This window comes from Amycolatopsis sp. NPDC028719 (genome assembly GCF_055565395.1).
Genome location: NZ_JBVHUL010000003.1, coordinates 291,873 through 317,133 on the forward strand (window position 1 = coordinate 291,873; position 25,261 = coordinate 317,133).

Sequence of the window (25,261 nt, forward strand, 5' to 3'; positions counted from 1 at the left end):
ACCGACAAGAACGGTGAGCCGTTCGCCGGGGGCGGACCACCTCGGCGCGGCCGCTCCGGCGAGGCGGTAGCGTTCAGCGGGTGGCCGTGACCGATCCCGTGGATACCCGCCTGCTCGCCGCGCTCGCCGACCTCGGCAAGGCCGCGGTGCACGAGCTGGCGGCGAAGGTCGGCATGGATCCGCGCGAGGTCGCCTACCGGCTGGTGGCGCTGTCCGGCAGCGGGCTGCCGCTGCTCGTCGGCGTCGAGAGCGACCCGCAGGGCCTCCGGGCGGCGATCGCGGGCTCGCCGCCGTCGTGGGCGAACCGGCCGCCGCAGCAGTTCCCGCCCCCGCCGTCGCAGCCGGTACCGCAGCAGCCCGCGCCGATGCCGCCGCCGGGCCCGCACGGGGTGCCCTCCGGTCCGTACAACGTGCAAGGCGCGCCTTCGGGGCCGTACAACGTGCAGGGCGCGCCGTCGGGGCCGTACAACGTGCAAGGGGCGCCGTCCGGGCCGTACAACGTGCAAGGGGCGCCGTCCGGGCCGTACCACGTCCAGGGGACGCCGTCCGGGCCGTACCCGGGCCCGCCGCCCCGGGCGCCTCAGCAGCGGCCGCCCCAGCAGTTCGCCCCGCCGCCGGTGCCGCTGGACCCGGTGGTGAGCACGTGGGGACTGCCGCAGACGGCGTCGTGGGCCCGCGGCGACGAGCCCGCCCGCCCCGCGGCCCCGGCCGGGGGCAAGCAGGGCCGGATCCGCGAGGTCATGGAGACGCAGGGCCTGGAGGGCGAGCAGCTCTCGGTGCAGCTGCTGGAAGTCCAGGACCCGGCCGACTACCTGTTCAGCGCGGCCGGCTACCGCCTCGAAGAGGGCGAACGCGCGGTGGTCGTGCACACCGAGATCACCAACCGCGGGGCCATCCCGTTCGCGTCGCTGCCGGACAACTACCTGGAGCTGCTCGCCGCCGACGGCACCGCGATCGGCAAGGCCCCGGTGTCGCTGACGTCGCGGCCCCCGCACAAGATCGGCGTCCCACCCGGCGAAACCCTGGGCGGGCACACGGTGTACGTCCTCCCGGACGCGACGCGGGTGGTGTCGGTCCGCTGGAGCCCGCGGCCGGAACCGGACGAGCGCACGCTGACCTGGTCGATCGAGGACTGAGGCTCGCGGATCGTGTCTTGGATGAGTCATTCAGGTCTTCGGGTGTCCTGAATGACTCATTCAAGACACCGGCGGAGGCACCGCTGCCGTACCCAGCGGTCAGTAGCTCTCGTCCTGCAGGATCTTCAGCGCGTTCGCGAGGTCGTCCGGGTACTCCGACTCGAACTCGACCCACCGGCCGTCGGCCGGGTGCGCGAACGCCAGGGTCTTCGCGTGCAACCACTGGCGGTTCAGGCCGAGGTGGCGGGCCAGGACCGGGTCCGCGCCGTACGTCAGGTCGCCGACGCACGGGTGCCGCAGCGCCGAGAAGTGGACGCGGATCTGGTGCGTCCGCCCGGTTTCCAGCTTGATGTGCGCCAGCGACGCCGCCCGGAACGCCTCGACGACCTCGTAGTGCGTCACGCTCGGGCGCCCGCCCTGGACGACCGCGAACTTGTAGTCGTGGCGGGGGTGGCGGTCGATCGGGGCGTCGATCGTGCCGCGCATCGGGTCGGGGTGGCCCTGGACGATCGCGTGGTAGCCCTTGTCGACCGTGCGTTCCTTGAACGCGCGCTTGAGCACCGTGTACGCGTGCTCGCTCTTGGCCACCACCATCACGCCGGTCGTGCCCGCGTCGAGCCGGTGCACGACGCCCTGGCGCTCGGCCGCGCCCGACGTCGCGATCCGCAGGCCGGCCGCGGCGAGGCCGCCGACCACCGTCGGGCCGGTCCAGCCCGGGCTCGGGTGCACCGCGACGCCGACCGGCTTCGAGATCACGACGATGTCGTCGTCGTCGTGGAGGATCTTCATGCCGTCCACCGGTTCGGCGACGACCTCGACGGGGTTCGCCGGCTCCGGGAGCGTGATCTCCAGGAGGCCACCCCCGGACAGCCGGTCGGACTTGCCGGCGGGCCGGCCGTCGAGCAGCACGTCACCGGATTCGGCCAGTTCCGCGACGACCGTGCGGGAGAGTCCGAGCAGCTTGGCGAGGCCGGCGTCGACCCGCATGCCGTCGAGCCCGTCGGGCACCGGGAGCATCCGCGCGCTCACGCTTTCTCCTCCGGCGCTTCGGCCTTCTTCTTGTCCTTGGTCGACGTGCCGTCGTAGTCCTTGCCCAGCAGCGAAAGCAGCACGATCAGCGCGCCGCCGACGCAGATCGCCGAGTCGGCGATGTTGAAGATCGCGAAGCCCTTGCCGTTCGGGGCGAACGCCGAGATGAAGTCGACGACGTGACCCTGCAGCCCGCCGGGCGCGCGGAAGATGCGGTCGGTCAGGTTGCCGGTGGCACCGGCGAGCACGAGGCCGAGCCCGATGGCCCAGCCGATCGAGCGCAGCCGCCGGGACAGCCAGATGATCGCGATGACGACGGCGAGCGCGACCAGCGCGAGCACCCACGTCATGCCGGTGGCCATCGAGAACGCGGCACCCGGGTTGCGGATCACCTGCAAGTAGATCAGCCCGCCGAGGATCCGGAGCGGCTCCTTGCCCTCGAGGTTGGCGGCGACCAGGTTCTTCGTCACCAGGTCGATCGCCCAGAACACGACCGCGACGGCGAACACCCAGCCCACGCGGCGCTTCGGGAGCAGCGGCTTCGCGGGCTCTTCCGGCGTCTCCTGCACGGTCTCGGGCGCCACCTCGGCGGCAGCGTCGGTGTCGGGTTCGGAGTGGCTGGGCTCGGTGCTCACGGCTCCATTGTCCACGGCTGGTCAGGGGGTGTCGGCGGCAGTGTCGGCGGGGCCCCGCAGGAGGACCGCGAACGCGGCCCCGAACAGGACGCCCGCCGCCACGAGCGCCCCGGCCACCGGCGGCAGGAAGACCACGGTGACCAGCGCGAACACCCCCGCGACGGCGACGACGAACCGGCTGCGCTCGTACCCCGCGAGCAGCAGCAGCCCGAGCGTCGCCACCAGCGCGCCGCGCACGTCCGCGCCCAGGCGGAACTGCAGCGCCCCGACCAGGTCGAGCACCGGGATGGCGAGCAGGGCACCGAGGGTTCCGAGGACGAACCGGCCGGTGCGCGGCGGCGTCCCTGCGCGGCGCAGGTCCAGCCAGTACCAGCCGGCGACGGCGGCCACGACGCAGGCGAGCGCGGCGAGCCAGCCGAGCGTCGCCGACGACCCGCGGCCGACCGAGACGGCGACGGCGAGGTCCCGGTAGCCGGATCGGAGACCCGTACCGCCGAAAGTGCTGGTGGCGAGCTCGTTCTCCCGGCTCATCGGCAGCGCGCGCAGGTCCGTGAAATACCCGGCCGGGGGGCTCTCCCCCGGGAGCAGTTCGGCGAGCACCATGATCAGCTGCGCGAACCCCAGCGCCGCCAACGGGAACCAGTACCGCCGCGAACTCCCCATCGTCGCAGGGTATCGGGTGCCGGGCGCAGCAGTACCGCGAACGCCGCGGCGAGCAGGACGATCGCCGACAGCAGCACCCCCACGATGTCCGCCGAGAGCACCACCGCGATCACCGCGAAGACGATCGCGGTGAGCAGCACGAGCCTGCTGCGCTCGTACGCGGCGAGCACCAGCAGGCCGAGCGTGGCCAGCAGCGGACCCCGCAGCCCGTCGCCGAGGCGGAACTGCCACGACCCGACCAGGTCGAGCAGCGGGAGGGCGAGCAGCGCGCCCACCGTCCCGAGGACGAACCACCCGGTGCGGACGGGCCGCATGGCGGCCGCGTACCAGACCGCTGTGCCGGCCAGCACCACGCCGAGCGCGACCAGCCAGACCGGGCCGGTGGGCAGGCCCCGCCCGAGCGAGTAGAACGCGTCCTGGGTCAGCCACTGCGTGCGGCCGTACTCCGCGCCGGCCGAGGGCGTCGGCCCGAGGAGCAGGTTCGCGGACTCGTCTTCGGCGGGGCTCCGGCGCGAAAACAGCTGCACCGCGACCATGCCGATCTGCGCGAACCCCAGCAGCGCCAACGGAAACCAGGAACGTGACCCTCTCCCCATCGCCCCAGGCTAGCGTTCAGCAGAACGGCGGCAGCTCCCGCGGGTCGCCGACCGGGGCCCAGCGGCCCTCCACCTTCGTGTACTCCCAGCGGGCTCCGCGCGCGACGATCTGGCGCAGCGCCAGCACGACGCGGTCGACGTGCTCTTCGGTGCTGCCCAAGCCGAGGCTGACGCGGATCGCCTGCTGTCCGTCGCCGCCGGCGATGCCGATCAGGCGCTTGGCCGCGATGTGCGCGCAGAACGCGCCGTCGCGGACGCCGATGCCGTACTCGGCCGACAGCACCGCCGCCACCCAGCCCGGGTCGAAGCCGTCGAGGATGAAGCTGAGCGTGCCGACGCGGTCGACCGGTGCGTCGAACAGCCGCAGCTCGGCGCAGCCCGGGATGCCCTCGAGTCCCTTGCGCAGCCGGGTGAGCAGGGCCTGCTCGTGCGCCACGACGGCGTCCCAGTTCTCGCTGAGCGTCTCGCACGCGACGCCGAGCGCGTACACGCCGACGGTGTTGGGCGAGCCGGCTTCGTGGCGCTCGGGGCCCGTGTTCCAGACGACCGCGTCCTCGGTGACGAGCTTGGTCGCGCCGCCACCGGCGAGGTACGGCTTGGCGGCGCGCAGCCAGTCGGCGCGGCCGATCAGCGCACCCGCACCGAAGGGCGCGTACAGCTTGTGGCCGGACAATGCGACGTAGTCGACGTCCAGGTCCTTGATCGAGATCCGGCGGTGCGGGGCGAGCTGGGCGGCGTCGAGCGCGATGCGAGCGCCGTGTTTCCTCGCCACGGCGGCGATCTCCGCCACCGGCAGGAGCTCACCGGTCACGTTGGACGCCCCCGTGACGACCACCAGACGCGGCCCCTGCGGGGAATCCGTGAGCGCTTCGTCCACAGCGGACACTGCCGCGAGGCGGGTGCGCGGGGTCGGGATCCGCCGGACGTTCGGGCCCTGCCACGGCAGCAGTGCGGCGTGGTGCTCGGTGTCGAAGACGACCACCGTCGTGTGCCGGGGCAGGCTGCGGGCGAGCAGGGTGAACGAGTCGGTGGTGTTGCGGGTGAAGACGACGGTGTCGGTGCGGCGGGCGCCGACGAAGCGGCGCAGGACGTCGCGAGTGCGCTCGTAAAGGCGGGTCGAGACCTGCGACGCGAAGCCCGCGCCGCGGTGGACACTGGCGTACCAGGGCAGGAACTCGTCGACCTTCGTGCGGACGGCGTCGAGGCAGGGGGCGCTCGCGGCGTGGTCGAGGTTGGCGTACCCGATGGTTTCGCCGGTCACGAGCGGGACCCGCAGTGCGGCACCGGCGACCGTCGGAATGCTTTGCGGGGCAAGGGTTTCGAGAGTGGCGGCAAGGTCGGCCGGGGTGGTGGTCGTGCTGGTGCGGTCGATGGCGAGAGTCATCGGTGCCTCCTCGGCGGTCCGGGGGACCCTGGCGAGGGGCCCGCGCTTGCCCGTCGCACGGCGCGACCGGCCCGGTCTTCACCCGGGGCACCCCACCGCGGCAGGAGGGTTGCCGGCCAGCAAGCCGGGGCTTCGCGCTGGCACTCATGACCTGAGCCCGAAGGTAACCGAGAACGCCGCCGGCGGCCAACCCCCGCCTCACATTCTGAGACGCCGCTCACACACCGTGAAGACTAGAGCTTCGCGCGGAAGTGTCCCGGCAGCCGCGTCACGGCGTGGTCGGCGAGGTGCGTCGCCGTGCCGGTGTACTGCCCGGCTCCGGCAGTGAAGCGCCAGCCGCCGATGGTCTTCCCGTCGACCGGCTCGCCACTGGCCGCCGCGACCGTCGTCGAGACCTCGGCGAACGACTTGCCGTCCCAGTTCGCCGCCGGGGCGTCCGGCAGGGTCCAGAGGGTGAAGTGCACGTGGGCGCCGGTGCTGCTGCCGCCGCACGGCAGCGCGTTGCCGGTCGAGCCGAGTTCGGCCCCGGCCTCGACGTGCTCACCGTCGGTGACCTCGATGGCCTCCAGGTGGTAGTACCCGGTGCGCCAGCCGCCGTCGTGGTCGATGGTCACCCAGTCCCCGCCCGCGCAGTGCTGAAGGTGGACAGTGCCGGCCAGCGGCGCCCGCACGACCTTGTCGGCCGGGCTGAAATCGATCGCGTTCTTGACACCGGTGCTGCCGTCGTCGGAGTGGATGCCGGCCGAGTACACCTGCTGGCCGGCCTCGAACGGCAGGGCGAGCGCCGGGAAGGGGCCGACCTCCGCGGCCGCGTCCGGGACGCCGGCCAGCCCGGTCGTCACGACGATCGCCGCGACCAGACTCGCGCCACGCACGGGAAGTTTCATCACCCTGCGTACTCCTTTGGCTCGTCATTCACCCATTCGAACTAGAGAATGGAGCGCACAGTAAGCCAAAAGAGGGAACGAAGGGAAGATCGTGTGAGATTTAGTGAGGAACGCCGGACGACCCGAGAAAGCCGGAACCCGCTAGCGGCCCGACTCGCCCTTCCAGCGGGCCAAGCGACCAGCCCGGTCCACCGCGCGGAGCCGGCGCTCGACGGTGTCGCGGACCCCGCTCGTCGTGACGACCAGCAACTGGTCGTGCTCCTGGAGCCGGCTGGTCTTCTGCGGCGTGAAGCCGGCGCCTTCGCGCACGACCAGGCTGACCGTCGCGCCGACCGGCAGCCGCAGCTCGGACAGGTACACGCCGTGCAGCTTCGACCCGGGCTGGATGCGGACCTGCAGCAGTTCGGCGCCCAGCTCGTCCAGCGGCGCGGAGTCGACATCGATCTCGTGCGCCTCGGACTTCTTCGCGAGGCCCAGCCACCGCCCGAGCGGCCCCAGCGTCGCGCCCTGAAGCAACGTCAGCACGATGACCAGCACGAACACCGCGTCGACCAGCCGTTGCGCGCCCGGCAGCCCCTGGGACAGCGGGATCATCGCGAGCACGATCGGCACCGCGCCGCGGAGCCCGGCCCAGGACAGGAACGCCTGTTCCCGCCACGGCAGCCGGAACGGCAGCATCGCCAGCACGACCGAGATCGGCCGGGCCAGCAGCAGCACCACACCCCCCGCCACCAGGCCCGGCACCACCGCCTCGAGCAGCCGGCTCGGCGAGGCGAACAGGCCGAGCAGCACGAACAGCCCGATCTGCGCCAGCCAGCCGAGCCCTTCGGCGAACGACAGCGTGTCCGAGCGGTGCGGCAGCCGCGAATTGCCGAGCACCAGCGCGGCGACGTAGGTGGCGAGCAGCCCGGACGCGTGCAGCAGCTGCCCGGACGAGTACGCCACGACGCACACCGCGACCGTGGCGAGCGGGTAGAGCCCGGTCGCCGGCAGCGCGGCCCGGCGCAGCGCGATCCCGCCGAGCCAGCCGAAGCCGAGCCCGATCGCCAGGCCCGCCCCGAGTTCGTAGACCACCAGCAGCGGCAGCGTCCAGTCCACAGTGGCGCCTTCGGCCAGCACGACGACGGCGATGTACGCCGGTGCGTCGTTGATGCCCGACTCGAGTTCCAGCGCTCCGGTGAGCCGTTTGCCGATCCCGGCCGAGCGCAGCACCGAGAACACCGCGGCGGCGTCGGTCGACGCGAGCACCGCGCCCCACAGCAGCGCGAACCGCCAGTCGAGGCCCAGCAGCCAGTGCAGGGCGGCGCCGGTCACCGCGACGCTCACCACGACGGACACAGTGGACAGTGCGATCCCGATGCCCAGTGCGGGTTTCACGGCCGACCAGCGGGTCGTCAGGCCGCCTTCGGCGAGGATCATGACGAGCGCGGCGAGGCCGAGTGACTGGGTCAGCTCGGGGTTGTCGAACCGGATGCCGAAGCCGGCTTCGCCCAGCAGCACGCCGATCGCCAGGTAGAGCAGCAGCGAAGGCAGGCCCAGCCGGATCGACACGCGCACGGCGAGCACGGAGGCGAGCAGCACGGCACCGCCGACGCCGAGCAGCACGGGAAGCTGGTCCATGCCGCCTCCCTCCGAGTGCCGTGGGCCCTCAGAATAGTGAAGCGACCGGGTTAACTCGTTCGTGTACCGCTGCCGCGCGCCGAGGGCGTGGTGTGTTAAGGCCCACCGAGCGCGGCGAGGTCGACACCGAGCGCGGCGAACGGCTTCTCCGCCGCCGGAAACACCTTCACCGCGCGATGCCCGTCGCGGCCGACCCAGCCGGCGCTCACCGCTCGTTCGAGCAGCGCCGCGGGCACTGCTCCGGCGAGGTGGTCGCGCCGCTCCGTCCAATCCAGACAGTCGCGCAGCGGCGACCGCCGCCCGGTCCCGGCCGGCACGCCGAGCCCGGCCAGCACCTCGCGGCCGCGGCCGGTCAGCGCCAGCCCGCCGTCGGCGTCGATCAGGCCGGTGGCGAGCATGCCGTCGCGGAGGGCGACGCCGAGCACGCCGGCGAGGTGGTCGTAGCAGGTCCGGGCGAACCCGAGCCGCTTCACCCGGAGCGACGACTTCAGCCCGGTCACCGGCCGGTGCTCGGCGTGCTGGGCGAGGTGTTCGATCAGTTCGGCGACGCGCGGGTCGGCGATCCGGACGTAGCTGGCCCGGCCCTGCTTGACCCGGGCGACGAACCCGGCGTCGACCAGCCGGGTGACGTGCTCACTGGCCGTGGAGAGCGCGATCCCGGCCGCCTTGGCCAGTTCGCCGACGGTCCACGCCCGCCCGTCCAGCAGGACGAGGCACATGGTGGCGCGGCTCGGATCGGCGAGCACCGCGGCGACCTCGGCGAGAGCGATCGTCTCCATGCGACCACGGTACGGCGGCCACCCTTCGCCCGCGGCCGAAGCATCGCGGCACTTTCACGTGAAAGTGCCGTCCGGGTCAGAGGGCTTTGAGGAAATTCGCGGCCACGGCGACCGCCGGGCCCGAGTCGTTCGAGTCCTCCAGGAGCACCGCGAACGCCACGTTGCCGCGGTACCCGACGAACCAGCCGGTGGCGTCGGAGCCATCGCCGAACTGGGCCGTGCCCGTCTTGCCGAACACGTCGCCCGCGCCCGCCGCACCGCGGCCCGTGCCGCTGGTGACCACGGCGCGCATCATCTTCCGCACCTGGCCGAGCGCCGCCGCCGGCGGCGGCGAGTACCCCTTGACGACCGTGGTCTCGAGGTCGTGCCACAGCCGCGGCGTGATCGCCTTGCCGGACGCGACCGTGGCGGCCATCAGCGCGCCGCCGAGGCAGCTGGCCTGGATCCGGCCCTGGCCGAACCCGTCCTCGACCTGCTCGTCCTTGCTCGCCGCGGGCTCGACCTTGCCCAGCTCGGTGTCGATCCCGGGGATCTCGTAGTCGGCGTTGAGGCCCAGCTCGTCGGCCGCCTTCTTCAGCCCGTCGGCCGGCAGGTCCAGCGCCAGCTGCCCGAACGTCGTGTTGCACGACCGGGCGAACGCCGTCTGCAGGTTCGTCGCGCCCAGCTCGAAGCCCTCGTTCTTGACCGTCCGCGTCCCGACGGTCGCGACGCCGGGGCAGTCGACCGGCGACCCCGCGTTCAGGCCGCTCTGCTGGATCGCGGCGACCGACGTCGCGATCTTGAACGACGAGCCCGGCTCGTACAGGCCGTGCAGCGCCTTCGGTGTGTCTCCGGCAGCCGCGTTCTGCGCGACGGCCAGGATGTCGCCCGAACCGGTGTCGAGCGCGACCATCATGGCCGAGCCTTTGAAGCCGTCCACCGCGGCCTGCGCGGACTTCTGCGCGGTCAGGCTCAGGCTCGACGTCAGCGTCTTCGCCTCGCCGTCAGCCTTCCCGAACAGCGTCTCCACGTTCTTGCCGCCGATGTCGACCCGCTGGACGGCGAAGCCGCCCCCCGCCGCCGCCGTGACCTGCCCGCCGAGCGCCGACCGCAGCAGCGGCGCCGGGTCGCCTTCGACCGCGCGCAGGCCGCCGGCCCCGCTGATCAGCAGCGGCTTGCCGTCGCGGTCGGCGACGGCCGTCGTGTCCTGCACGGCCGTGCTGATCACCAGCCGCTGGCCCGCCTCCAGCTTCGGGTGCAGCAGCGACGGCGCCCAGTGCACGAGCCACTTCCCGCCGGCCTGGGCCAGCTGGAACGGGACGTCGTAGGTCCAGACCTGGCCCGGCTTCAGCGTCCACGCGAGGCTGAACGTGCCGCCGGTCTGCGTCCCCCCGGCCGGGGTCGGCTGCAGGACGGTCAGCTTGGCCGCCAGCGACGACGGGTTCAGCGTGTTGCGGGCGTCGCGCAGGGCCACCGCGGCCGCCGGGGCGGCGTCGGTCAGCCGGCTCGCGGCGTCGGTGTTGTTCTCGGCCAGGTCCTGCAGGTACTCGGTGATCGCCGTGTGCGGGTCGATGGCACCCGGCTTCTCGACGCTCGTGGCCCCGGCTTCCGCCGTCGGTGCCGCATCCCCGCCGCTCAGCACGAAGAACGCTGCCACCACGACCACGACGACCAGCAGCGCGCCGCCGATCAGGATGCCCCGTCTCTTGCCCGGACTCATTTCGCGTACCCCTCCCCCAAGGAACGCCACCGCCGTAGGTGGCCGGCCGATCTTACCGGCCACCTACGACAGCCGGTCAGGCTTTTGCTACCGAAACGGTCACCTTGGTGCCGTCGCCGACCGTGCCGGCGAAGCCCTCGGCCACCGGACCGTGGGTCACCGACGTCGCCAGCGTCTCCGAGGCCAGGAACTCCTCGTGCGTCCGGGCCGCCTCGACGACCTCGGAAGGGGCGTCGGCGGTCAGCGCGATCCGGTCGGCGACGTCCAGCCCGGCGTCGCGGCGCGCCTGCTGCACGACCCGGACCAGGTCGCGGACCAGGCCTTCGGCCGCCAGTTCCGGCGTCACCTCGGTGTCGATCAGGACCAGCCCCGAGCCGCCGGGCAGCTCCGCCGCCGCGCCGCCGCCCTTGGCGACCAGCCGCCGCTCGAACTCGCCCTCCTGCAGGGCGATCCCGGCCGCGACGACCGTGTCACCCTGCAGCGACCAGTCGCCCGCCTTGACGGCCTTGATCACGGTCTGGACGTCCTTGCCCAGGCGCGGGCCGGCCGCCCGCGCGTTGACCGCGACCTCGAACCCGCCGTGCGCGGCGACGTCGGTGGTCAGCTCGACCGCCTTGACGTTCACCTCGTCGCGCAGGATGTCGGCGAACGGCGCCATCGACTCGGCGTCGCCGGCCGCCACGACCAGCGACGACAGCGGCAGCCGCACGCGCAGCTTGTTGCTCTTGCGCAGCGACAGCGCCGACGACGCGACCTGCCGCACCCGGTCCATCGCGGTGACCAGCGCCGCGTCCGCGGGCAGGTCGAGCGCGTTCGGCCAGTCGGTGAGGTGCACCGAGCGGCCGCCGGTGAGGCCGCGCCAGACGACCTCGGTGGTCAGCGGCAGCAGCGGCGCCGCGACCCGCGAAGTCACCTCCAGGACGGTGTGCAGCGTGTCGATCGCGTCCTGGTCGCCGGCCCAGAAGCGGTCCCGGGAGCGCCGCACGTACCAGTTCGTGAGGACCTCGAGGAAGTCCCGCACGGTCTGGCACGCGCCCGCGACGTCGTAGTGGTCCATCGCGGACTCGACGTCGGTGACGAGCTCGTGCGTCTTCGCCAGGACGTACCGGTCGAGCACGTTCGCCGAATCCGTGCGCCACTGGCCTTCCACGCCTTCCGCGTTCGCGTAGAGCGCGAGGAAGTAGTACGAGTTCCACAGCGGCAGCACGGCCTGGCGGACGGCGTCGCGGATGCCCTTGTCGGTGACGACGAGGTTGCCGCCGCGCAGGATCGGGCTGGCCATCAGGTACCAGCGCATGGCGTCGGAGCCGTCGCGCTCGAAGACCTCGTTGACGTCCGGGTAGTTGCGCAGCGACTTGGACATCTTCGCGCCGTCGGAGCCCAGCACGATGCCGTGCGAGACGCAGGTGCGGAACGCCGGCCGGTCGAACAGCGCCGTCGCGAGCACGTGCAGCAGGTAGAACCAGCCGCGGGTCTGCCCGATGTACTCGACGATGAAGTCGCTCGGGTAGTGGTGCTCGAACCAGTCGGCGTTCTCGAACGGGTAGTGCACCTGGGCATACGGCATCGAGCCCGAGTCGAACCAGACGTCGAGGACGTCCGGGACGCGGCGCATGGTCGAGTTCCCGGTCGGGTCGTCCGGGTTCGGCCGGGTCAGCTCGTCGATGTAGGGCCGGTGCAGGTTGTCCAGCCGGACGCCGAAGTCGGCCTCCAGCTCGTCGAGCGAGCCGTAGACGTCGGTGCGCGGGTACGCCGGGTCGTCGGACTGCCACACCGGGATCGGCGTGCCCCAGTAGCGGTTGCGCGAGACCGACCAGTCGCGCGCGTTCTCCAGCCACTTGCCGAACTGGCCGTCCTTGACGTTCTCCGGGTACCAGGTGATCTGCTGGTTCAGCTCGACCATCCGGTCCTTGAACTGCGTCACCGCGACGAACCACGACGACACCGCGCGGTAGATCAGCGGGTTCCGGCAGCGCCAGCAGTGCGGGTAGGAGTGGTCGTAGGTCTCGTGCCGCAGCAGCACGGCACCCTGCTGCCCGGCCGATCCCGTGCCGTTCTTGAGGTCGCGGACGATGTTCGGGTTCGCGTCGAAGACCTGCTGGCCCTCGTAGTCCGGCACGGTCGCGTCGAACTTGCCGTGCGCGTCGACCGGCGTGACCGGCGGGATGCCGGCGGCGTCGGTGACGGCCTTGTCCTCTTCACCGTAGGCGGGCGCGATGTGCACGACACCGGTGCCGTCGTCGGTGGTGACGTAGTCGGCCGAGAGCACGCGGTGCGCGTTCTCGGTGCCGGTGAAGTACGGGAACGGGGGTGCGTAACGGGTTCCGAGCAGCTGCGCGCCGGTGTAGTGCGCGACGACCGTCGGCTCCTCGCCGAGTTCACGCGCGTACGCGGCGACGCGCGCTTCGGCGAGCAGGAACCGCTTGCCGGGCAGGTCCTCGCTCTCCACGACGACGTACCGCACGTCGGGGTGCACGGCGGTGGCGAGGTTCGACGGCAGCGTCCACGGCGTCGTCGTCCAGATCAGCAGGTAGGTGCCGTCGAGCTCGTTCCCGTTGTCCTGCAACCGGAAGCCGACCGTGACGGCCGGGTCCTGCCGGTTGCGGTAGACGTCGGCGTCCATGCCCAGCTCGTGGTTGGACAGCGGCGTCGCGTCGCGCCAGCAGTAGGGCAGGACGCGGTAGCCCTCGTAGACGAGTCCCTTGTCCCACAACCGCTTGAACGCCCAGAGCACCGACTCCATGTAGCTGACGTCGAGTGTCTTGTAGTCGTTGTCGAAGTCGACCCAGCGGGCCTGGCGGGTGACGTAGTCGCGCCACTCGTCGGTGTAGCGCAGGACGGACTCGCGCGAAGCCTCGTTGAACTTCGCGATGCCCATCTCTTCGATCTCGGACGTCTCGGTGATCCCGAGCTGGCGCATCGCCTCGAGCTCGGCCGGCAGGCCGTGGGTGTCCCAGCCGAAGCGGCGCTCGACCTTGCGGCCCTTCATCGTCTGGTAGCGCGGCACCAGGTCCTTGACGTACCCGGTGAGGAGGTGGCCGTAGTGCGGCAGGCCGTTGGCGAACGGCGGGCCGTCGTAGAAGACGTACTCGTTGTCACCGTGCTCGCCGGCCGGGCGCGCGTCGATGGTCGCCTGGAACGTCCGGTCCGTCTCCCAGTAGGCGAGGACCTGCTTCTCCAGCTCGGGGAAGGACGGCTGCGACGGAACTCCCGCGCCGTCGTCGAGTTGGGCCTGGGGGTACATCCCGGTGCTCCTCGGTTCGTCGCTCTCGTACGGACGACCGGCTCCCGGTCGTCCACACGGGGACGAAACGCCTGGCGGCGCACCGCGGTACCACCCCGCTTGCCCGGCACGTGCTCCCGGGCCGCTCGTTCGGCGGCTGTCACGGGCCGCACCCGTCCGGTTCTACTGAGAGCGGTGAAGCTCGGTTCTTCCGGAGGCTCCCCGGTGATGGCCGGATCGACGCCTTGCTGGTTACCAGGTTAACCGGCCCGCGCAACCCGGTTGTCACGAGGGGCACGTACGCCGGCGAGGGTCACGCCGATCGCCAGCAGCCACAACGCCCCCGCGATCAGGCCGGCCCGGTGCAGCCCGTCGAGGAACCGGCTGCCGGGCTCGCCGGCGACCGCGCCGAGCACCGCGACGCCGAGCGCGCCGCCGGCCTGGCGGGCGGTGTTGTTGATGCCGCTGGCGACGCCCGCGCGTTCCGGCGGGATGCCGCCGACCGCGGCCGTCACCACCGCCGTCGTCAGCAGGCCCATCCCGGCGCCGAGCCCGAGCAGCGTCGGCAGGAGGGCCGCGTAGCCGCTGTTCCCGTTGAGCAGCACCAGGTTCAGCATGCCGAGGGCGCCCAGGGCGAGTCCGGTGACCATCAGCGGGCGTGGCCCGAAGCGGCCGGTCAGCCGGCCCGCCACCGGCGCCAGCACCGAAAGCGGCCCGAACAACGGCAGCACCTCGAGCCCCGCGGTCAACGGCGAGGCGTGGCGCACCCCCTGCAGGTACAGCGTCAGCACGAGGATCGCGCCGATGCCGACGAAGTTCATCGCCGCCGCGACGAAGTTCGCGCCCGCCGTCCGCCGCGAGATGTCGAGAGGCAGCATCGGGTCCGGGCAACGCCGCTCCACGGCCACGAACGCCGTCAGCGCGATGAGCGCCACCACCGCGGCGGGCACGCTGCCGCCGATGACCGCGTAGACGCCGGCGCCGAGGGCGGGCGCGGCGGTGGCGACACCGGCGACGTCGACCCGCCGGCCGGGCGCGCGGTCGCCGCGGGGCACGAGCCGCCGGGTCACGAGTGCGGCCGCGAGCACGATCGGGACGTTGAGCCAGAACACCGGCCGCCAGCCCGCCGCGGAGACGACCGCGCCGCCGAGCACCGGGCCCGCCGCGAGCGCCAGCGCCGACACCCCGGCCCAGACGCCGAGGGCTCGGGCGCGCTCGGCGTGTCCCGGGTAGGCGTTCGTGATGACGGCGAGCGTGCCGGGCAGCAGCAGTGCCGCACCGAGACCTTGCCCGGCGCGCGCGGCGACGAGCCACGGCGCCGACCCGGCGAACCCGCACGCCGCCGACGCCGCGCCGAAGATCGCGAAGCCCGCGAGGACGACCCGGCGGTGGCCGAAGACGTCGCCGAGCGCGCCGCCGGTGAGCAGCGACGCGGCCAGGACGACCGCGTAGCCGTCCACCACCCACTGCTGTGCCGCGAGGCCGCCGCCCAGGTCCGCGCCGAGGGCGGGCAGGGCGACGTTGACGACCGTGACGTCCAGCTGCACGAGGAACATGCCGGCGCACATGGTGACGAGGAGGGCGGAACGCATGGTCCCCAGTGGACCGCGGGGACGCTTCCGTCGCGGTGGAAGTGTGCCGGGGGCATCCTGGAGACATGGAAGGCGACGCCGACATCGCCCGCACCGCGGCGCTGTTCGCGGACCCGGCGCGGGTCCGGGTGCTGCTCGCGCTCGCCGACGGCCGGGCGCTGGCGGCGTCCGTGCTGGCGGCCGAAGCCCGGCTGTCCGCGCAGGGGGTCAGCGCGCACCTGGCGAGGCTGCGGGACGCGGGCCTGGTGGTCGCCGAGAAGTCGGGGCGGCACCGGTTCTACCGGCTGGCCGGCCCGGACCCGGCCGAGCTGATGGAGACGCTGGCGCGGTTCTCGCCGGCACAACCGGTGACTTCGCTGCGCGAGGGGACGCGCGCGGAGGCGCTGCGCACGGCGCGGACTTGTTACGACCACCTGGCCGGCCGGCTCGGGGTGGCGGTCACGTCGGCGTTGCTCGCACGGGGTGCGCTGTCCGGAGCCTCCGACACGCGACGGCGGCCGGGTGACCGGATTTCGGCTCCGGTGCGCGAACACCCGTACACGCTGGGTCCGCACGCGACCGCCGTGTTCGGCTCGCTGGGCGTGGATCTCGACGCGGCCGCGGCCGGCCGCCGTCCCCTGCTGAAGTTCTGCCTGGACTGGAGCGAGCAGCGCCACCACCTGGCGGGCGCGCTGGGCGCGGCCGTGGCGACGCGGTTCATCGAGGCGGGCTGGGTGCGGCGGCGCGGGCGGGCGCATCGCGCGGTGAAGCTGACGCCGGAGGGTGCGCGGGCGCTCGGCACCCATCTGGGCCTCGCGGACCTCGCCGCCTGACGGCGTGTCGTCGCGCCGCGCTCGCGTGTCGTCGATCAGCGGTGGACGGCGACCAGGTTCGCGTCGGGGCGGCAACGGTCACAGGGGGTGAAGCCGAGTTGACGCGCCTCGCCGACGCCGATGGGGATCGTGTCGCGGGTGCCGAGCCAGACGCAGGTCGTCAGGTGGTAGCGCGGGTGCTCGTCCACGACCACGACCTCGTCCTCGAGGTCGGCCAGGACGGCGATGTCGGCGTCCGACGTCTCTTCCTCACCCGGATCGGACTCGGTGTCGTTCGCGGTTTCGGCCGGAGCTTCCGCCACCACGGTCTTCTCGGGTTCAGGTTCGGGTTCCGGCGTGTCGGCCGGGTCCCCCAGGTCACCGGCGGCCGGGATGAGGACGGTCTGCTCCTCCTCGGCCGGCTTTTCCTCCGCGGGAGGCACCTCCGCCGACGGAACCGGCTCTTCGGAGGCAGGTTTCCCGGAGGCCGGCTTCTCGGGCTCAGCAGGTGCCGAGGCGCGACGCCGACGGCGCAGCCAGTCGGCGACCAGGATCAGCCCGGCCAGCACCGAAAGGCCGATGGACACCCACGCCCACAGTGAAGAAGCAGTGATGAGCGCGGAGACGAGCAACCCCAGAGCCGCCAGTACCAGGACCAGCACGATGTAAAGCACGCTGAATTACAGCACGAACCAGGCAAGATCGTCCGATGACCCGCCCACGTGCGGTACCGGAACGACTCCGAACCGTGGCCCACCCCACCGGCTCACTGCCGGCGGGGTGGGATCCGGAGAAGACTCAGCCCGCTTCGGCGCGCGGGCCGAACGAGTAGCCCTGGCCGCCGCTCGACGAACCGGACGACTGCCCGGAGTTCGACGATGCCGACGCCGGGGCCGCGGAGCCGCGGTCGTCGAGCTCACGCAGCTGGGACTCGAGGAACCCGCGCAACCGCGTGCGGTACTCCCGCTCGATCGTGCGCAGCTCTTCGATCTTCTTGCCCAGCCCGCCCTTCTCGGCGTTGAGGCTGTTCATCGTCTCGGTGTACTTGCGCTGCGACTCGCGCTCCAGCGTCGTCGCCTTGTCGCGCGCCTGGCGCTCCAGCGTCTCGGCCCGGGTCCGCGCGTCGTTCAGCATCGTGTCGACGCGGGTACGCGCCTCGTTGACCATCGAGTCGGACTTCGCCCGGGCGTCCGAGAGCAGCTGCTCGGACTTGGTGCGGGCCTCGGCCAGCATCCCGTCGGACTCGGTCTTCGCCTCGGCGGTCAGCCGGTCGGCCATCTCCTGGGCCAGGCCCAGGACCTTGGCGGCCTGCACGTTCGGCTCGGCGCTGTCGCCGACCATCGAGTGCGCCTGGGTCTGCTCCATGGCGGACTGCGGCGGCGGCACCGGCGCGAGGCGCCGAGACGGCTCTTCACGCATCGGGGGCTGCGCAGATTTGGCACTGTCGAGCTCGCTGCGAGTCGACTCGAGCTCGGCGTCGAGCTGCTCCATCTGCTGGCGCAGCTCGTTGTTGTCTTCGATCAAGCGGGCCAGCTCGGTCTCCACCAGGTCGAGGAACGCGTCCACCTCGTCCTCGTTGTAGCCCCTCTTGCCGATGGGCGGCTTGCTGAACGCAACGTTATGCACGTCAGCGGGGGTCAACGACATCAGATCACCTCACGCACTCCATGGCCTGCAGGGTCCATCCAAGTTCTTCCCCGATCAACTTGGAGTCGCCAGTTGCATCGCGAAGAACACAACCAGCAGCAGCACCATAATCGACAAGTCCAGTCCGACGCCGCCGATTCGAACCATCGGAATGATTCGTCTGAACAGACGAACCGGCGGGTCCGTCACTGTGTAGATGGTCTCGAGCGTCACCGCAACCCCCCCGGCCGGATGCCACTCACGGGCGAACGTCCGGACGAGTTCGATCACGATCCGTGCCGTCAGCAGCAGCCAGAAGGCGAACAGCACGTACCAGACGACCAGCCACACAGCTTCCACGTACCTACTCTAACCGGGCGTCCTCGGAGAAGACGCAGTTAAGGGGGTCGACGCGGCATCGGGTCGACAAAATCACGTCTGCTTGCGCTCAGCGGTCCGCGAGACTTCAGCCCCGCAAGAATAATCCGCCCTCGGCAATCCGCCGGCGGTCTTCCGCGGTGACGTCCACATCGGGCGGTGAGAGAAGGAACACCTTGTTGGTGACCTTGTCCATCGACCCGCGCAGCGCGAACGCGAGCCCGGCGGCGAAGTCGACCAGCCGCTTGGCGTCCGCGTTCTCCATCTCGGTGAGGTTCATGATCACCGGGATGCCCTCGCGGTAGTGCTCGCCGATGGCGCGCGCCTCCGCGTAACTGGTCGGGTGCAGCGTGGTGATCCGGCTCAACGGATCACGCACCGGCTGGCGCACGACCGGCTCGGTGACCGGTCGCAGGCGCGCCACGGGCTCCGGCTGGCGGTCCATCGCGAGCGCGCCGTGGACGGCAGGCTCCGAGCCTGCGACGGAGCGTGACCGGCTGCGGCTGACGGGCTCGTCGTAAGTGTCGTCGACGTCGCGGTACCGTGAGCGAGACGACCGCGGTGCCGGCTCCTCGTAGGAGTCGTAGTCGTCGTCATAGCCACGCCTGTATTCGTCTTCGACTTCGTAACCGTCGTCGTCAGCGGGCACCATCCCGAAGTAGGCCTTCAGCTTCTGCAGCGCGCTCATGCCTCTCCCTAGCCCTAGCCGCTCCCGCACCAACGTTTCTCCACGCCGTCAGTGCCCCGCCCGGGCGACCACTAAACGTGACGACCGCGCGAGCTCCCTAGGGCGAGGCTAAACCGCGTCCGCCGAGCAACGCGGTTCCGACACGCACACACGTCGAGCCGTGCGTGATCGCCTGCTCGAGATCATGACTCATCCCGGCGGAGACTTCTGCGGCATTCGGGTGATCTTCACGGAGCCGCTCACCCGCGCGGGCGAGCCGTTCGAAGGCGGCCGCCGGGTCGGTGCCGAGCGGCGCGACGGCCATCAGGCCGCGAAGCCGCAGTTCACCCGTGTGAGTGACGCGCTCGGCGAGCGCGCCGAGCTCGGCCAGCGGGCAGCCGCCGCGCTCCGGGTCGTCGTCGAGGCTCGCCTGGATCAGCACGTCGAGGGGTTCCTCACGTTTACCGCCGTCACGCGCGGTGTGCACGGCCTTCGCGAGCGCGTCGGCGAGCCGGGCCGAGTCCACGGACTGCACCTCGTGTGCCCACTCGACCACGGACCGTGCCTTGTTCCGCTGCAGCCGGCCGACCATGTGCCAGCGCAGCGCCGCGTCCGGCCGGAGCCCGGCCACCTCGACGGCCTTCGGCCCGGCCTCCTGGTCGCGGTTCTCGCCGACGTCGGTCACCCCGAGGTCGGCCAGCAGCGCGGCGTCCGCGGCCGGGAACGTCTTGGTGATCGCGATCAGCTTGACCTCGTCGCGCGCCCGCCCGGCGGCGCGGCACGCGGCGGCGATCCGCGCCTCGACCTCGGCGAGGTTCTCGGCCAGCTCGGCCCGGCGATCGGTCATGCCTCGACCCACGTGAGGCCGGCGATCCGCCCGGTCGTGCCGTCGCGGCGGTAGCTGAAGAGTGTCTTGTCCTCGTTCGTGCACCGCGGGTCGACGCCGATCTTGCCGACGCCGAGGTCGGCGAGCTGCCGCCAGAGCCCGGCGCGCAGGTCGAGGCCGGGCGTGCCCTGCCGGGTCTTGCACGCGCTGCCCGGGACGTGCTTTTCCACGTCGGCGGCCATGGCGGCCGGGACCTCGTAGCAGTCGCCGCAGATGGCGGGGCCGAGCAGCGCCTCGATGCGGCCCACCTCGGCACCGGCCTCCCGCATGGCCTCGACCGCCGCCGGGACGACGCCGACCCGCGTCCCGACGCGCCCGGCGTGCACGGCCGAGACCACGCCGGCCTCGGCGTCGGCCAGCAGGACGGGGACGCAGTCGGCGACCAGCACCACGAGCGCGACGCCCGGGGTGGCGGTCACCAGGGCGTCGGTCGCCTCGGCGGCCCGGGTTTCGGAGCCGTCCACAATGGTCGCGGTGCGGCCGTGGACCTGCTCCATCCAGGCCAGCTTGTCCTCGGCCAGGCCCAGTTCGGCGGCGAGGCGCTTGCGGTTCGCGTAGACGTTCCCCTCGTCGTCGCCGACGTGGTCACCCAGGTTGAACGTGTCGTACGGCGGCCGTGACGCGCCGCCCGCCCTGGTCGTGACCACTCGCCGAACCCGCATGCTGCCATCCTCCCAAAAGCCGTGAAGGCCTCCTTGCCGGCCTTGAGAGCCGGCAAGGAGGCCTTCACGGACCACTGCGTCTTTCAGCGCCGCATGAACGGCGGGACGTCGACCTCGTCGTCCGACGGGTCGTCGTGCACCGGCATCGCGCGGCCGGGCAGGCTGCCCTGGGTCGCGTTGGAGCCGATCGGAGAGTAGCCGCGCGAGCCGCCGCCCGGCTGCGGGAGGCCGCCCGACGGCTGGTTGCCCGTCGCCGAAGGCAGCGGCGAGTGCGACCGCGGCGGCGCGACCGGGTAGCCGGAGCTGCCGGCCGACGGCACCGGGGTGGCGCCCGACGGCGGCGTCGGCGGGTTCGTGACCTGCCCGGCCGAGGCCGAGGCCGTGGTGCCCGAGCGCGAGCCGGAGCCGAACGTCGACGGGTCGAGCTTCTTGTGCGTCGGCGCGCCGGCGTCGAACCCGGCCGCGATCACCGTGACGCGGACCTCGTCGCCGAGCGAGTCGTCGATGATCGTGCCGAAGATGATGTTGGCGTCCGGGTGCGCGGACTCCTGCACCAGCGACGCGGCTTCGTTGATTTCGAACAGGCCCAGATCCGAACCACCCGCGATCGAAAGCAGCGCGCCGTGCGCACCATCCATGGAGGCTTCGAGAAGCGGCGAGTTGATCGCCTTCTCGGCGGCCTGGATGGCTCTGCCTTCACCGCGTGCGCTCCCTATCCCCATCAGGGCGGAGCCCGCGCCGGACATGACGCTCTTGACGTCGGCGAAGTCGAGGTTGATCAACCCCGGCGTGGTGATCAGGTCGGTGATGCCCTGGACACCGGACAGCAGCACCTCGTCCGCGGAGCGGAACGCGTCCATCAGGGACACGCCGATGTCGCCGAGCTGCAGCAGCCGGTCGTTCGGGATGACGATGAGCGTGTCGCACTCGTTGCGCAGCGACTGGATGCCGTCTTCCGCCTGCTTGCCGCGCCGCTTGCCCTCGAAGGTGAACGGGCGGGTCACGACGCCGATGGTCAGCGCGCCCAGCTTGCGGGCGATCTGCGCCACGACCGGCGCGCCGCCGGTACCCGTGCCGCCGCCTTCACCGGCCGTCACGAACACCATGTCGGCGCCCTTGATGACCTCTTCGATCTCTTCGCGGTGGTCTTCGGCGGCCCGCTGGCCGACCTCGGGGGCGGCGCCCGCGCCGAGGCCACGGGTCAGCTCGCGGCCGATGTCCAGCTTGACGTCGGCGTCGGACATGAGCAGTGCTTGGGCGTCGGTGTTCACCGCGATGAACTCGACACCCTTGAGGCCGACCTCGATCATGCGGTTCACGGCGTTCACGCCGCCACCGCCGATGCCGACCACCTTGATCACCGCAAGGTAGTTGTGCGGGGGCGTCATCGAAGTCCGCCTTCCTGATCGTTGTGCCCGTACAGCCCGCCGGCGGGTGATCGGCTCTCAACCTCAACCGCAGATCGAGAGTTATGTCAACTACCGGCGTTAGGCAGGACGGTAGGCACCAGGCAGGCTCTAATCCAGTAGGCACGCCGTGTGTCGCAAGGTGTTTTGCCACAACACGTTCGAACGCGCAAGAGCTGGGAGCCGCGAACACCGCTCCGGCCCGGTCTGCTATGGCGCGGGATCAGGCGGGCGCGGGCATGCTCATCAGCACGTCCGTGGGTGCACCGGTGGGCGAACCGCCCGCCTGCTCGAGGCTCACCGCGAGCTGGTCGACCGGCCCGACGCCGTCGGCCACGACCAGGCCGCCGTCGTCGGACGCGGCGATCACCCCGGCCGAGCGCGGCGCGTTCCCGCCCGTGATCAGCCAGGCCTCGTAGACCTTGCCGCCCGGCTGGGACGGCAGCCCGGTGTCCATCACCATGACGCGGTTCAGCGACTTCGAGACGATGACCGTGACGCCGCCGCCGATGGGCGCCTCGCCGTGCACGGTCTTCGCGTCGGGGGCCGACAGCAGCGCCGCCACCGGCTCGTAGCGCTGCCGCGCCTGGTCGAGCCGGGTCTGCGCGGACTGCAGCTCCTGCTGCTGGGTCAGGGCGATGCCGCCGAAGACGCCGCCCGCGGCGAGCCCGACCACCGCCGCCGCGGCCGCCACGACGACCGCCCAGCGCGGGGCCCGCGCCGAGCGGCGGGACCGCTCGTGCGTGCCGGGCCGCGTCCGCGGCGGCAGCTGGCGGGTGGCGTGCATGGCGGCCAGGACGCGCTCCTTGAACTCCGGCGGCGGGTCCTCGGCCATCGCCACGCCGAGCCGGGCCGCGGTCGCGCGCAGCTCGGCGACCTCCTGCGCGCACGAGTCGCACTGCTCGAGGTGACGGCTGAACTCCGCCCGCTCGAGGTCGGACACCGCGTCGAGCGCGTACGCGCCCGCCAGGGTGTGCATCTCGGGAGTGCTCACGCGGTCACCCCCAGGCAGTCCCGCAGGCGGATCAAGCCGTCCCGCAGCCGCGTCTTGATGGTTCCTTGCGGCGTCGACAGCACTTCGGCCACCTCGCGATACGTATAGCCCTGGTAGTAGGCGAGCAGCACGGACTCGCGCTGCAGATCGGTCAGGAAGGACAGGCACTTGCGCACCTGGGAGCGTTCGAGCCGCGCGGTGACGGACTCGGCGACCTCGTCGAACGGCCGGCCGCGGGCGGCTTCGAAGGTGGCCTTCTGCTCCCGCTCGGTGCTGGCCCGCGCCGAACGGACGCGGTCGACCGCGCGGCGGTGCGCCAGGGTCATCGCCCAGTTGAGCGCCGAGCCCTTGTCCGGCACGTACCGCGTCGCGGTGCGCCAGAGCTCGACGAGCACCTCCTGGGCGACCTCTTCGGACTGGGCCGAGTCGCGCACGATCCGCCGCACCAGCCCGAAGATCGGCCCGGCGAACTGGTCGTAGAGCAGCTCGAACGCCCGCTCGTCGCCCTTCGCGACACGCACCATGAGCTCTTCGGCGGTGGGCGCGGGCGGGGCGTCCGAAGGCACCGGTGCCACCGGGCGCCGGCGGGCCGACTCATCCATGCAGCTGTCCTCCGGCGTTCTGCGGCGTGCGCGGCACGACCGCGGCCTTCCGCAGCCACAACGCGACGCCGTGGCGGCGGATCAGCGCGGACACCCGCTGCGGGAGCAGCGGCCGGGCCAGCACGAGCCGGGCCAGCCACCGCGGGTTCACCGGGCGGCGAACTCCCCGCAGCGTAGCGACCAGCGGCGTGGAACTCCCGCGGCGCAACGCGACCGTGAGGTCGAGCAGCGCTTCCGGGTGGGGCAGGCGCATCCGGTATTCGCCGTCCATCTCCTGGAACGGCGAGACGTAGAACTCCTTGGCCGCCCGGGCGAGGCCCGCCTCGTCGGGGCGCAGCAGGTAGGCGTGGCGGCCGCCGTAGGTGTTGTGCACCTCGGCGACGACGCACTCGAGCCGCCCGTCCGGGTCGTGGCACCAGTAGACGCTGATCGGGTTGAACACGTACCCGAGCACGCGCGCGGCGGCCAGCATGACGACCTGGCCGCCGCGCAGGTCGACGTCGCGGTCGGCGAGCCACGAGTCGAGCTTCTCCCGGATCCCGCGCGGGTCGCCGGCGACGAAGTGGTCGCGGCGGTCGAACCGGGCGAACGGCCGCAGCCACCACGGCAGCACCGGCGGCGCGTCGAGGTCGACCAGCCACAGGTACACGCGGTGCGCGAAGGAGTGCGGCGGATCGATCCGCCGCACGTGCGCGACCGTGGCGTCGTAGAGCGCGTTCGTCACCAATCGACTCCGAGGCTCTCGGCGGCGCGGGCGCCCGAAGAACAGCCGTCCTCGTGGAAACCCCAGCCGTGGTAGGCGCCGGCGTAGGCGAGGACGCCGTCGTTGAGCTCGGGCAGCCGTCGTTGCGCCGCAACGGCTTCCGGGGTGTAGACCGGGTGCTCGTAGCGCATCTTCGCGACCAGGGCCTGCTTGCCGGGGCCGTCCCCGGGGTTGAGCGTGACGACGTACCCGGTCGGCTCGTCCAGCCGCATCAGGCGGTTCATGTCGTAGCTGACCTGGACCGCGCCGGTCGGGGCGCCGCACACGGGGGTCCGGAAGTTCCAGCCGGCGCGGGCGTCGGGCAGCGACGGCAGCACGCTCGTGTCGGTGTGCAGCCAGGCTTCGTTGGCCGAGTAGCGGAAGGTCCCGAGCACCTCCTGCTCGGCGCCGGTCGGGTTGGCCAGCAGGGACAGCGCCTGGTCGGCGTGGGTGGCGATGACGACCCGGTCGACGCGGTGCCGGGTGTCGGCGTCGTCCCGGACCTCCACGCCGCGGGCGGTCCGCAGCACCGACCGCACCGGCGTGGACAGGTGGACCGCGGTGAGCTGCTTGGCCGCGCGTTCGACGTATTCGCGGGACCCGCCGACGACGGTCCGCCAGGACGGCGAGTCCTTGACGCTCAGCATCCCGTGGTTGTGGAGGAACTCGAACAGGTAGCGGGCGGGGTAGCGCAGGGTGTCGCTGCGGTCGGCGGACCAGACCGTCGACACCAGCGGCAGCATGAAGTGGTCGACGAAGTAGCGGGTGTAGCCGCCGATGGCGAGGAACGCGCCGAGCGTGACTTCACCCGCGGCATCAGCGTCACCCGTGTCCAGCAGCCGCTTCGCGTGCCGGTGGAACCGCTTCACCTCGCCGAGCATCCGCAGGTAGCGGGGCCGCGCGAGGTTGCCGCGCTGGGCGAACAGCCCCGGCAGCCCCTTGGCGCCGGCGTACTGCAGGCCGCAGCCGTCGCAGCGGATGCTCATCGACATCTCGGTGTCCCGGGTGCGCACGCCGAGCTCCCCGAACAGCTTCAGCAGCATCGGGTAGGTGCGCTCGTTGTGGACGATGAAGCCCGAGTCCACGCCGATGGTGCCGCCGTGGGCGCTGGGCACGTCGTGGGTGTGCGCGTGCCCGCCGAGCCGGTCGTCGGATTCGAAGAGCAGGACCTCGTGCTTGCGTTGCAGCAGGTATGCCGCCGTCAGCCCGGCCACCCCGCTGCCGATGACGGCGATGCGTTCTCCCGTGATCTCCACACCGGTAC

The 25,261-nt window shown here is 72.1% G+C and carries 24 protein-coding genes and 1 riboswitch; of the genes, 2 read left to right on the top strand and 22 right to left on the bottom strand.

Features of this window, described 5'->3' with window-relative positions:
• Positions 1-80: 80 nt before the first annotated feature.
• The gene (locus tag ACZ4TR_RS15230) at positions 81-1,136 is read left to right on the top strand and encodes an AsnC family protein (protein ID WP_465287618.1); all 1,056 of its coding nucleotides are present in this window, start codon (positions 81-83) and stop codon (positions 1,134-1,136) included.
• Between the two features lie 99 nt (positions 1,137-1,235).
• On the opposite strand, the gene ACZ4TR_RS15235 is transcribed toward ACZ4TR_RS15230, so the two are convergent.
• The 11 genes from ACZ4TR_RS15235 to ACZ4TR_RS15285 all read right to left on the bottom strand — a co-directional run bounded on the left by ACZ4TR_RS15235 (position 1,236) and on the right by ACZ4TR_RS15285 (position 15,243).
• Positions 1,236-2,165 carry an RluA family pseudouridine synthase gene (locus ACZ4TR_RS15235; protein ID WP_465287619.1) on the bottom strand — a complete coding sequence of 310 codons (930 nt, stop codon included), beginning with the start codon at positions 2,163-2,165 and terminating at the stop codon, positions 1,236-1,238.
• Complete coding sequence (lspA, locus tag ACZ4TR_RS15240) at positions 2,162-2,800, bottom strand: signal peptidase II (protein WP_465287620.1); 639 nt, start codon at positions 2,798-2,800, stop codon at positions 2,162-2,164. Before lspA ends, ACZ4TR_RS15235 begins: the two co-directional genes overlap by 4 nt.
• A gap of 21 nt (positions 2,801-2,821) precedes the next feature.
• Positions 2,822-3,463 carry a hypothetical protein gene (locus ACZ4TR_RS15245; RefSeq protein WP_465287621.1) on the bottom strand — a complete coding sequence of 214 codons (642 nt, stop codon included), beginning with the start codon at positions 3,461-3,463 and terminating at the stop codon, positions 2,822-2,824.
• On the bottom strand, positions 3,406-4,029 hold the full coding sequence (locus ACZ4TR_RS15250; RefSeq protein WP_465287622.1) for a hypothetical protein: 624 nt from the start codon (positions 4,027-4,029) through the stop codon (positions 3,406-3,408). The genes ACZ4TR_RS15245 and ACZ4TR_RS15250 overlap by 58 nt, the downstream gene beginning before the upstream one ends.
• Before the next feature lie 46 nt (positions 4,030-4,075).
• Complete coding sequence (locus tag ACZ4TR_RS15255) at positions 4,076-5,443, bottom strand: aminotransferase class V-fold PLP-dependent enzyme (protein ID WP_465287623.1); 1,368 nt, start codon at positions 5,441-5,443, stop codon at positions 4,076-4,078.
• 37 nt (positions 5,444-5,480) lie between these two features.
• A riboswitch (SAM riboswitch) is annotated at positions 5,481-5,595 on the bottom strand.
• A gap of 81 nt (positions 5,596-5,676) precedes the next feature.
• Positions 5,677-6,330: a M23 family metallopeptidase gene (locus tag ACZ4TR_RS15260; RefSeq protein WP_465287624.1), complete on the bottom strand. Its 654-nt coding sequence runs from the start codon at positions 6,328-6,330 to the stop codon at positions 5,677-5,679.
• Positions 6,331-6,471: 141 nt separating this feature from the next.
• A complete protein-coding gene (locus ACZ4TR_RS15265; RefSeq protein WP_465287625.1) occupies positions 6,472-7,950 on the bottom strand; it encodes a potassium/proton antiporter in 1,479 nt (492 codons plus the stop codon).
• A gap of 95 nt (positions 7,951-8,045) precedes the next feature.
• Positions 8,046-8,729, bottom strand: a complete 684-nt coding sequence (locus ACZ4TR_RS15270; protein ID WP_465287626.1) for an ArsR/SmtB family transcription factor — start codon at positions 8,727-8,729, stop codon at positions 8,046-8,048.
• A gap of 76 nt (positions 8,730-8,805) precedes the next feature.
• Positions 8,806-10,428, bottom strand: coding sequence for a penicillin-binding transpeptidase domain-containing protein (locus ACZ4TR_RS15275; protein ID WP_465287627.1), 1,623 nt, complete (start codon positions 10,426-10,428; stop codon positions 8,806-8,808).
• 76 nt (positions 10,429-10,504) lie between these two features.
• The gene (gene ileS / locus ACZ4TR_RS15280) at positions 10,505-13,672 is read right to left on the bottom strand and encodes an isoleucine--tRNA ligase (protein WP_465287628.1); all 3,168 of its coding nucleotides are present in this window, start codon (positions 13,670-13,672) and stop codon (positions 10,505-10,507) included.
• 239 nt (positions 13,673-13,911) lie between these two features.
• Positions 13,912-15,243 carry an MFS transporter gene (locus ACZ4TR_RS15285; protein ID WP_465287629.1) on the bottom strand — a complete coding sequence of 444 codons (1,332 nt, stop codon included), beginning with the start codon at positions 15,241-15,243 and terminating at the stop codon, positions 13,912-13,914.
• A 65-nt stretch (positions 15,244-15,308) separates the two neighbouring features.
• Here ACZ4TR_RS15285 and ACZ4TR_RS15290 point away from each other — a divergent pair, with 65 nt between their 5' ends.
• A complete protein-coding gene (locus tag ACZ4TR_RS15290; RefSeq protein ID WP_465287630.1) occupies positions 15,309-16,055 on the top strand; it encodes an ArsR/SmtB family transcription factor in 747 nt (248 codons plus the stop codon).
• Between the two features lie 35 nt (positions 16,056-16,090).
• Here ACZ4TR_RS15290 and ACZ4TR_RS15295 read toward each other — a convergent pair whose 3' ends face one another.
• The 11 genes from ACZ4TR_RS15295 to ACZ4TR_RS15345 all read right to left on the bottom strand — a co-directional run bounded on the left by ACZ4TR_RS15295 (position 16,091) and on the right by ACZ4TR_RS15345 (position 25,253).
• Positions 16,091-16,708 (bottom strand): hypothetical protein, encoded by a 618-nt coding sequence (locus ACZ4TR_RS15295; RefSeq protein WP_465287631.1) that lies wholly within the window; start codon positions 16,706-16,708, stop codon positions 16,091-16,093.
• 124 nt (positions 16,709-16,832) lie between these two features.
• Positions 16,833-17,681 (bottom strand): DivIVA-like cell division protein Wag31, encoded by an 849-nt coding sequence (gene wag31 / locus ACZ4TR_RS15300; protein ID WP_364510892.1) that lies wholly within the window; start codon positions 17,679-17,681, stop codon positions 16,833-16,835.
• Between the two features lie 54 nt (positions 17,682-17,735).
• Positions 17,736-18,011 carry a YggT family protein gene (locus tag ACZ4TR_RS15305; RefSeq protein ID WP_072477845.1) on the bottom strand — a complete coding sequence of 92 codons (276 nt, stop codon included), beginning with the start codon at positions 18,009-18,011 and terminating at the stop codon, positions 17,736-17,738.
• A 115-nt stretch (positions 18,012-18,126) separates the two neighbouring features.
• A complete protein-coding gene (locus tag ACZ4TR_RS15310) occupies positions 18,127-18,726 on the bottom strand; it encodes a cell division protein SepF (RefSeq protein ID WP_364510889.1) in 600 nt (199 codons plus the stop codon).
• A 97-nt stretch (positions 18,727-18,823) separates the two neighbouring features.
• Positions 18,824-19,552: a YggS family pyridoxal phosphate-dependent enzyme gene (locus ACZ4TR_RS15315; protein ID WP_465287632.1), complete on the bottom strand. Its 729-nt coding sequence runs from the start codon at positions 19,550-19,552 to the stop codon at positions 18,824-18,826.
• On the bottom strand, positions 19,549-20,253 hold the full coding sequence (gene pgeF, locus ACZ4TR_RS15320; protein WP_465287633.1) for a peptidoglycan editing factor PgeF: 705 nt from the start codon (positions 20,251-20,253) through the stop codon (positions 19,549-19,551). The genes ACZ4TR_RS15315 and pgeF overlap by 4 nt, the downstream gene beginning before the upstream one ends.
• An 83-nt stretch (positions 20,254-20,336) precedes the next feature.
• Positions 20,337-21,641, bottom strand: a complete 1,305-nt coding sequence (ftsZ, locus tag ACZ4TR_RS15325) for a cell division protein FtsZ (protein ID WP_465287634.1) — start codon at positions 21,639-21,641, stop codon at positions 20,337-20,339.
• Positions 21,642-21,882: 241 nt separating this feature from the next.
• The gene (locus ACZ4TR_RS15330) at positions 21,883-22,653 is read right to left on the bottom strand and encodes an anti-sigma factor (protein WP_465287635.1); all 771 of its coding nucleotides are present in this window, start codon (positions 22,651-22,653) and stop codon (positions 21,883-21,885) included.
• The gene (gene sigK / locus ACZ4TR_RS15335; protein WP_364510877.1) at positions 22,650-23,255 is read right to left on the bottom strand and encodes an ECF RNA polymerase sigma factor SigK; all 606 of its coding nucleotides are present in this window, start codon (positions 23,253-23,255) and stop codon (positions 22,650-22,652) included. Before sigK ends, ACZ4TR_RS15330 begins: the two co-directional genes overlap by 4 nt.
• The gene (locus ACZ4TR_RS15340; protein WP_465287636.1) at positions 23,248-23,982 is read right to left on the bottom strand and encodes a DUF1365 domain-containing protein; all 735 of its coding nucleotides are present in this window, start codon (positions 23,980-23,982) and stop codon (positions 23,248-23,250) included. Before ACZ4TR_RS15340 ends, sigK begins: the two co-directional genes overlap by 8 nt.
• On the bottom strand, positions 23,976-25,253 hold the full coding sequence (locus tag ACZ4TR_RS15345) for an NAD(P)/FAD-dependent oxidoreductase (protein WP_465287637.1): 1,278 nt from the start codon (positions 25,251-25,253) through the stop codon (positions 23,976-23,978). Before ACZ4TR_RS15345 ends, ACZ4TR_RS15340 begins: the two co-directional genes overlap by 7 nt.
• Positions 25,254-25,261: the final 8 nt, after the last annotated feature.

What these genes read in the sequence shown, in the direction of transcription:
- ACZ4TR_RS15315 (WP_465287632.1), bottom strand. Translation starts at nt 19,552, where the DNA reads ATGACCGATCGCCGGGCCGAGCTGGCCGAGAACCTCGCCGAGGTCGAG.
- wag31 (WP_364510892.1), bottom strand. Translation starts at nt 17,681, where the DNA reads ATGTCGTTGACCCCCGCTGACGTGCATAACGTTGCGTTCAGCAAGCCG.
- ACZ4TR_RS15260 (WP_465287624.1), bottom strand. Translation starts at nt 6,330, where the DNA reads ATGAAACTTCCCGTGCGTGGCGCGAGTCTGGTCGCGGCGATCGTCGTG.
- ACZ4TR_RS15270 (WP_465287626.1), bottom strand. Translation starts at nt 8,729, where the DNA reads ATGGAGACGATCGCTCTCGCCGAGGTCGCCGCGGTGCTCGCCGATCCG.
- ftsZ (WP_465287634.1), bottom strand. Translation starts at nt 21,641, where the DNA reads ATGACGCCCCCGCACAACTACCTTGCGGTGATCAAGGTGGTCGGCATC.
- ACZ4TR_RS15255 (WP_465287623.1), bottom strand. Translation starts at nt 5,443, where the DNA reads ATGACTCTCGCCATCGACCGCACCAGCACGACCACCACCCCGGCCGAC.
- ACZ4TR_RS15310 (WP_364510889.1), bottom strand. Translation starts at nt 18,726, where the DNA reads ATGAGCGCGCTGCAGAAGCTGAAGGCCTACTTCGGGATGGTGCCCGCT.
- ACZ4TR_RS15285 (WP_465287629.1), bottom strand. Translation starts at nt 15,243, where the DNA reads ATGCGTTCCGCCCTCCTCGTCACCATGTGCGCCGGCATGTTCCTCGTG.
- ACZ4TR_RS15245 (WP_465287621.1), bottom strand. Translation starts at nt 3,463, where the DNA reads ATGGGGAGTTCGCGGCGGTACTGGTTCCCGTTGGCGGCGCTGGGGTTC.
- ACZ4TR_RS15275 (WP_465287627.1), bottom strand. Translation starts at nt 10,428, where the DNA reads ATGAGTCCGGGCAAGAGACGGGGCATCCTGATCGGCGGCGCGCTGCTG.
- sigK (WP_364510877.1), bottom strand. Translation starts at nt 23,255, where the DNA reads ATGGATGAGTCGGCCCGCCGGCGCCCGGTGGCACCGGTGCCTTCGGAC.
- pgeF (WP_465287633.1), bottom strand. Translation starts at nt 20,253, where the DNA reads ATGCGGGTTCGGCGAGTGGTCACGACCAGGGCGGGCGGCGCGTCACGG.
- ACZ4TR_RS15290 (WP_465287630.1), top strand. Translation starts at nt 15,309, where the DNA reads ATGGAAGGCGACGCCGACATCGCCCGCACCGCGGCGCTGTTCGCGGAC.
- ileS (WP_465287628.1), bottom strand. Translation starts at nt 13,672, where the DNA reads ATGTACCCCCAGGCCCAACTCGACGACGGCGCGGGAGTTCCGTCGCAG.
- ACZ4TR_RS15265 (WP_465287625.1), bottom strand. Translation starts at nt 7,950, where the DNA reads ATGGACCAGCTTCCCGTGCTGCTCGGCGTCGGCGGTGCCGTGCTGCTC.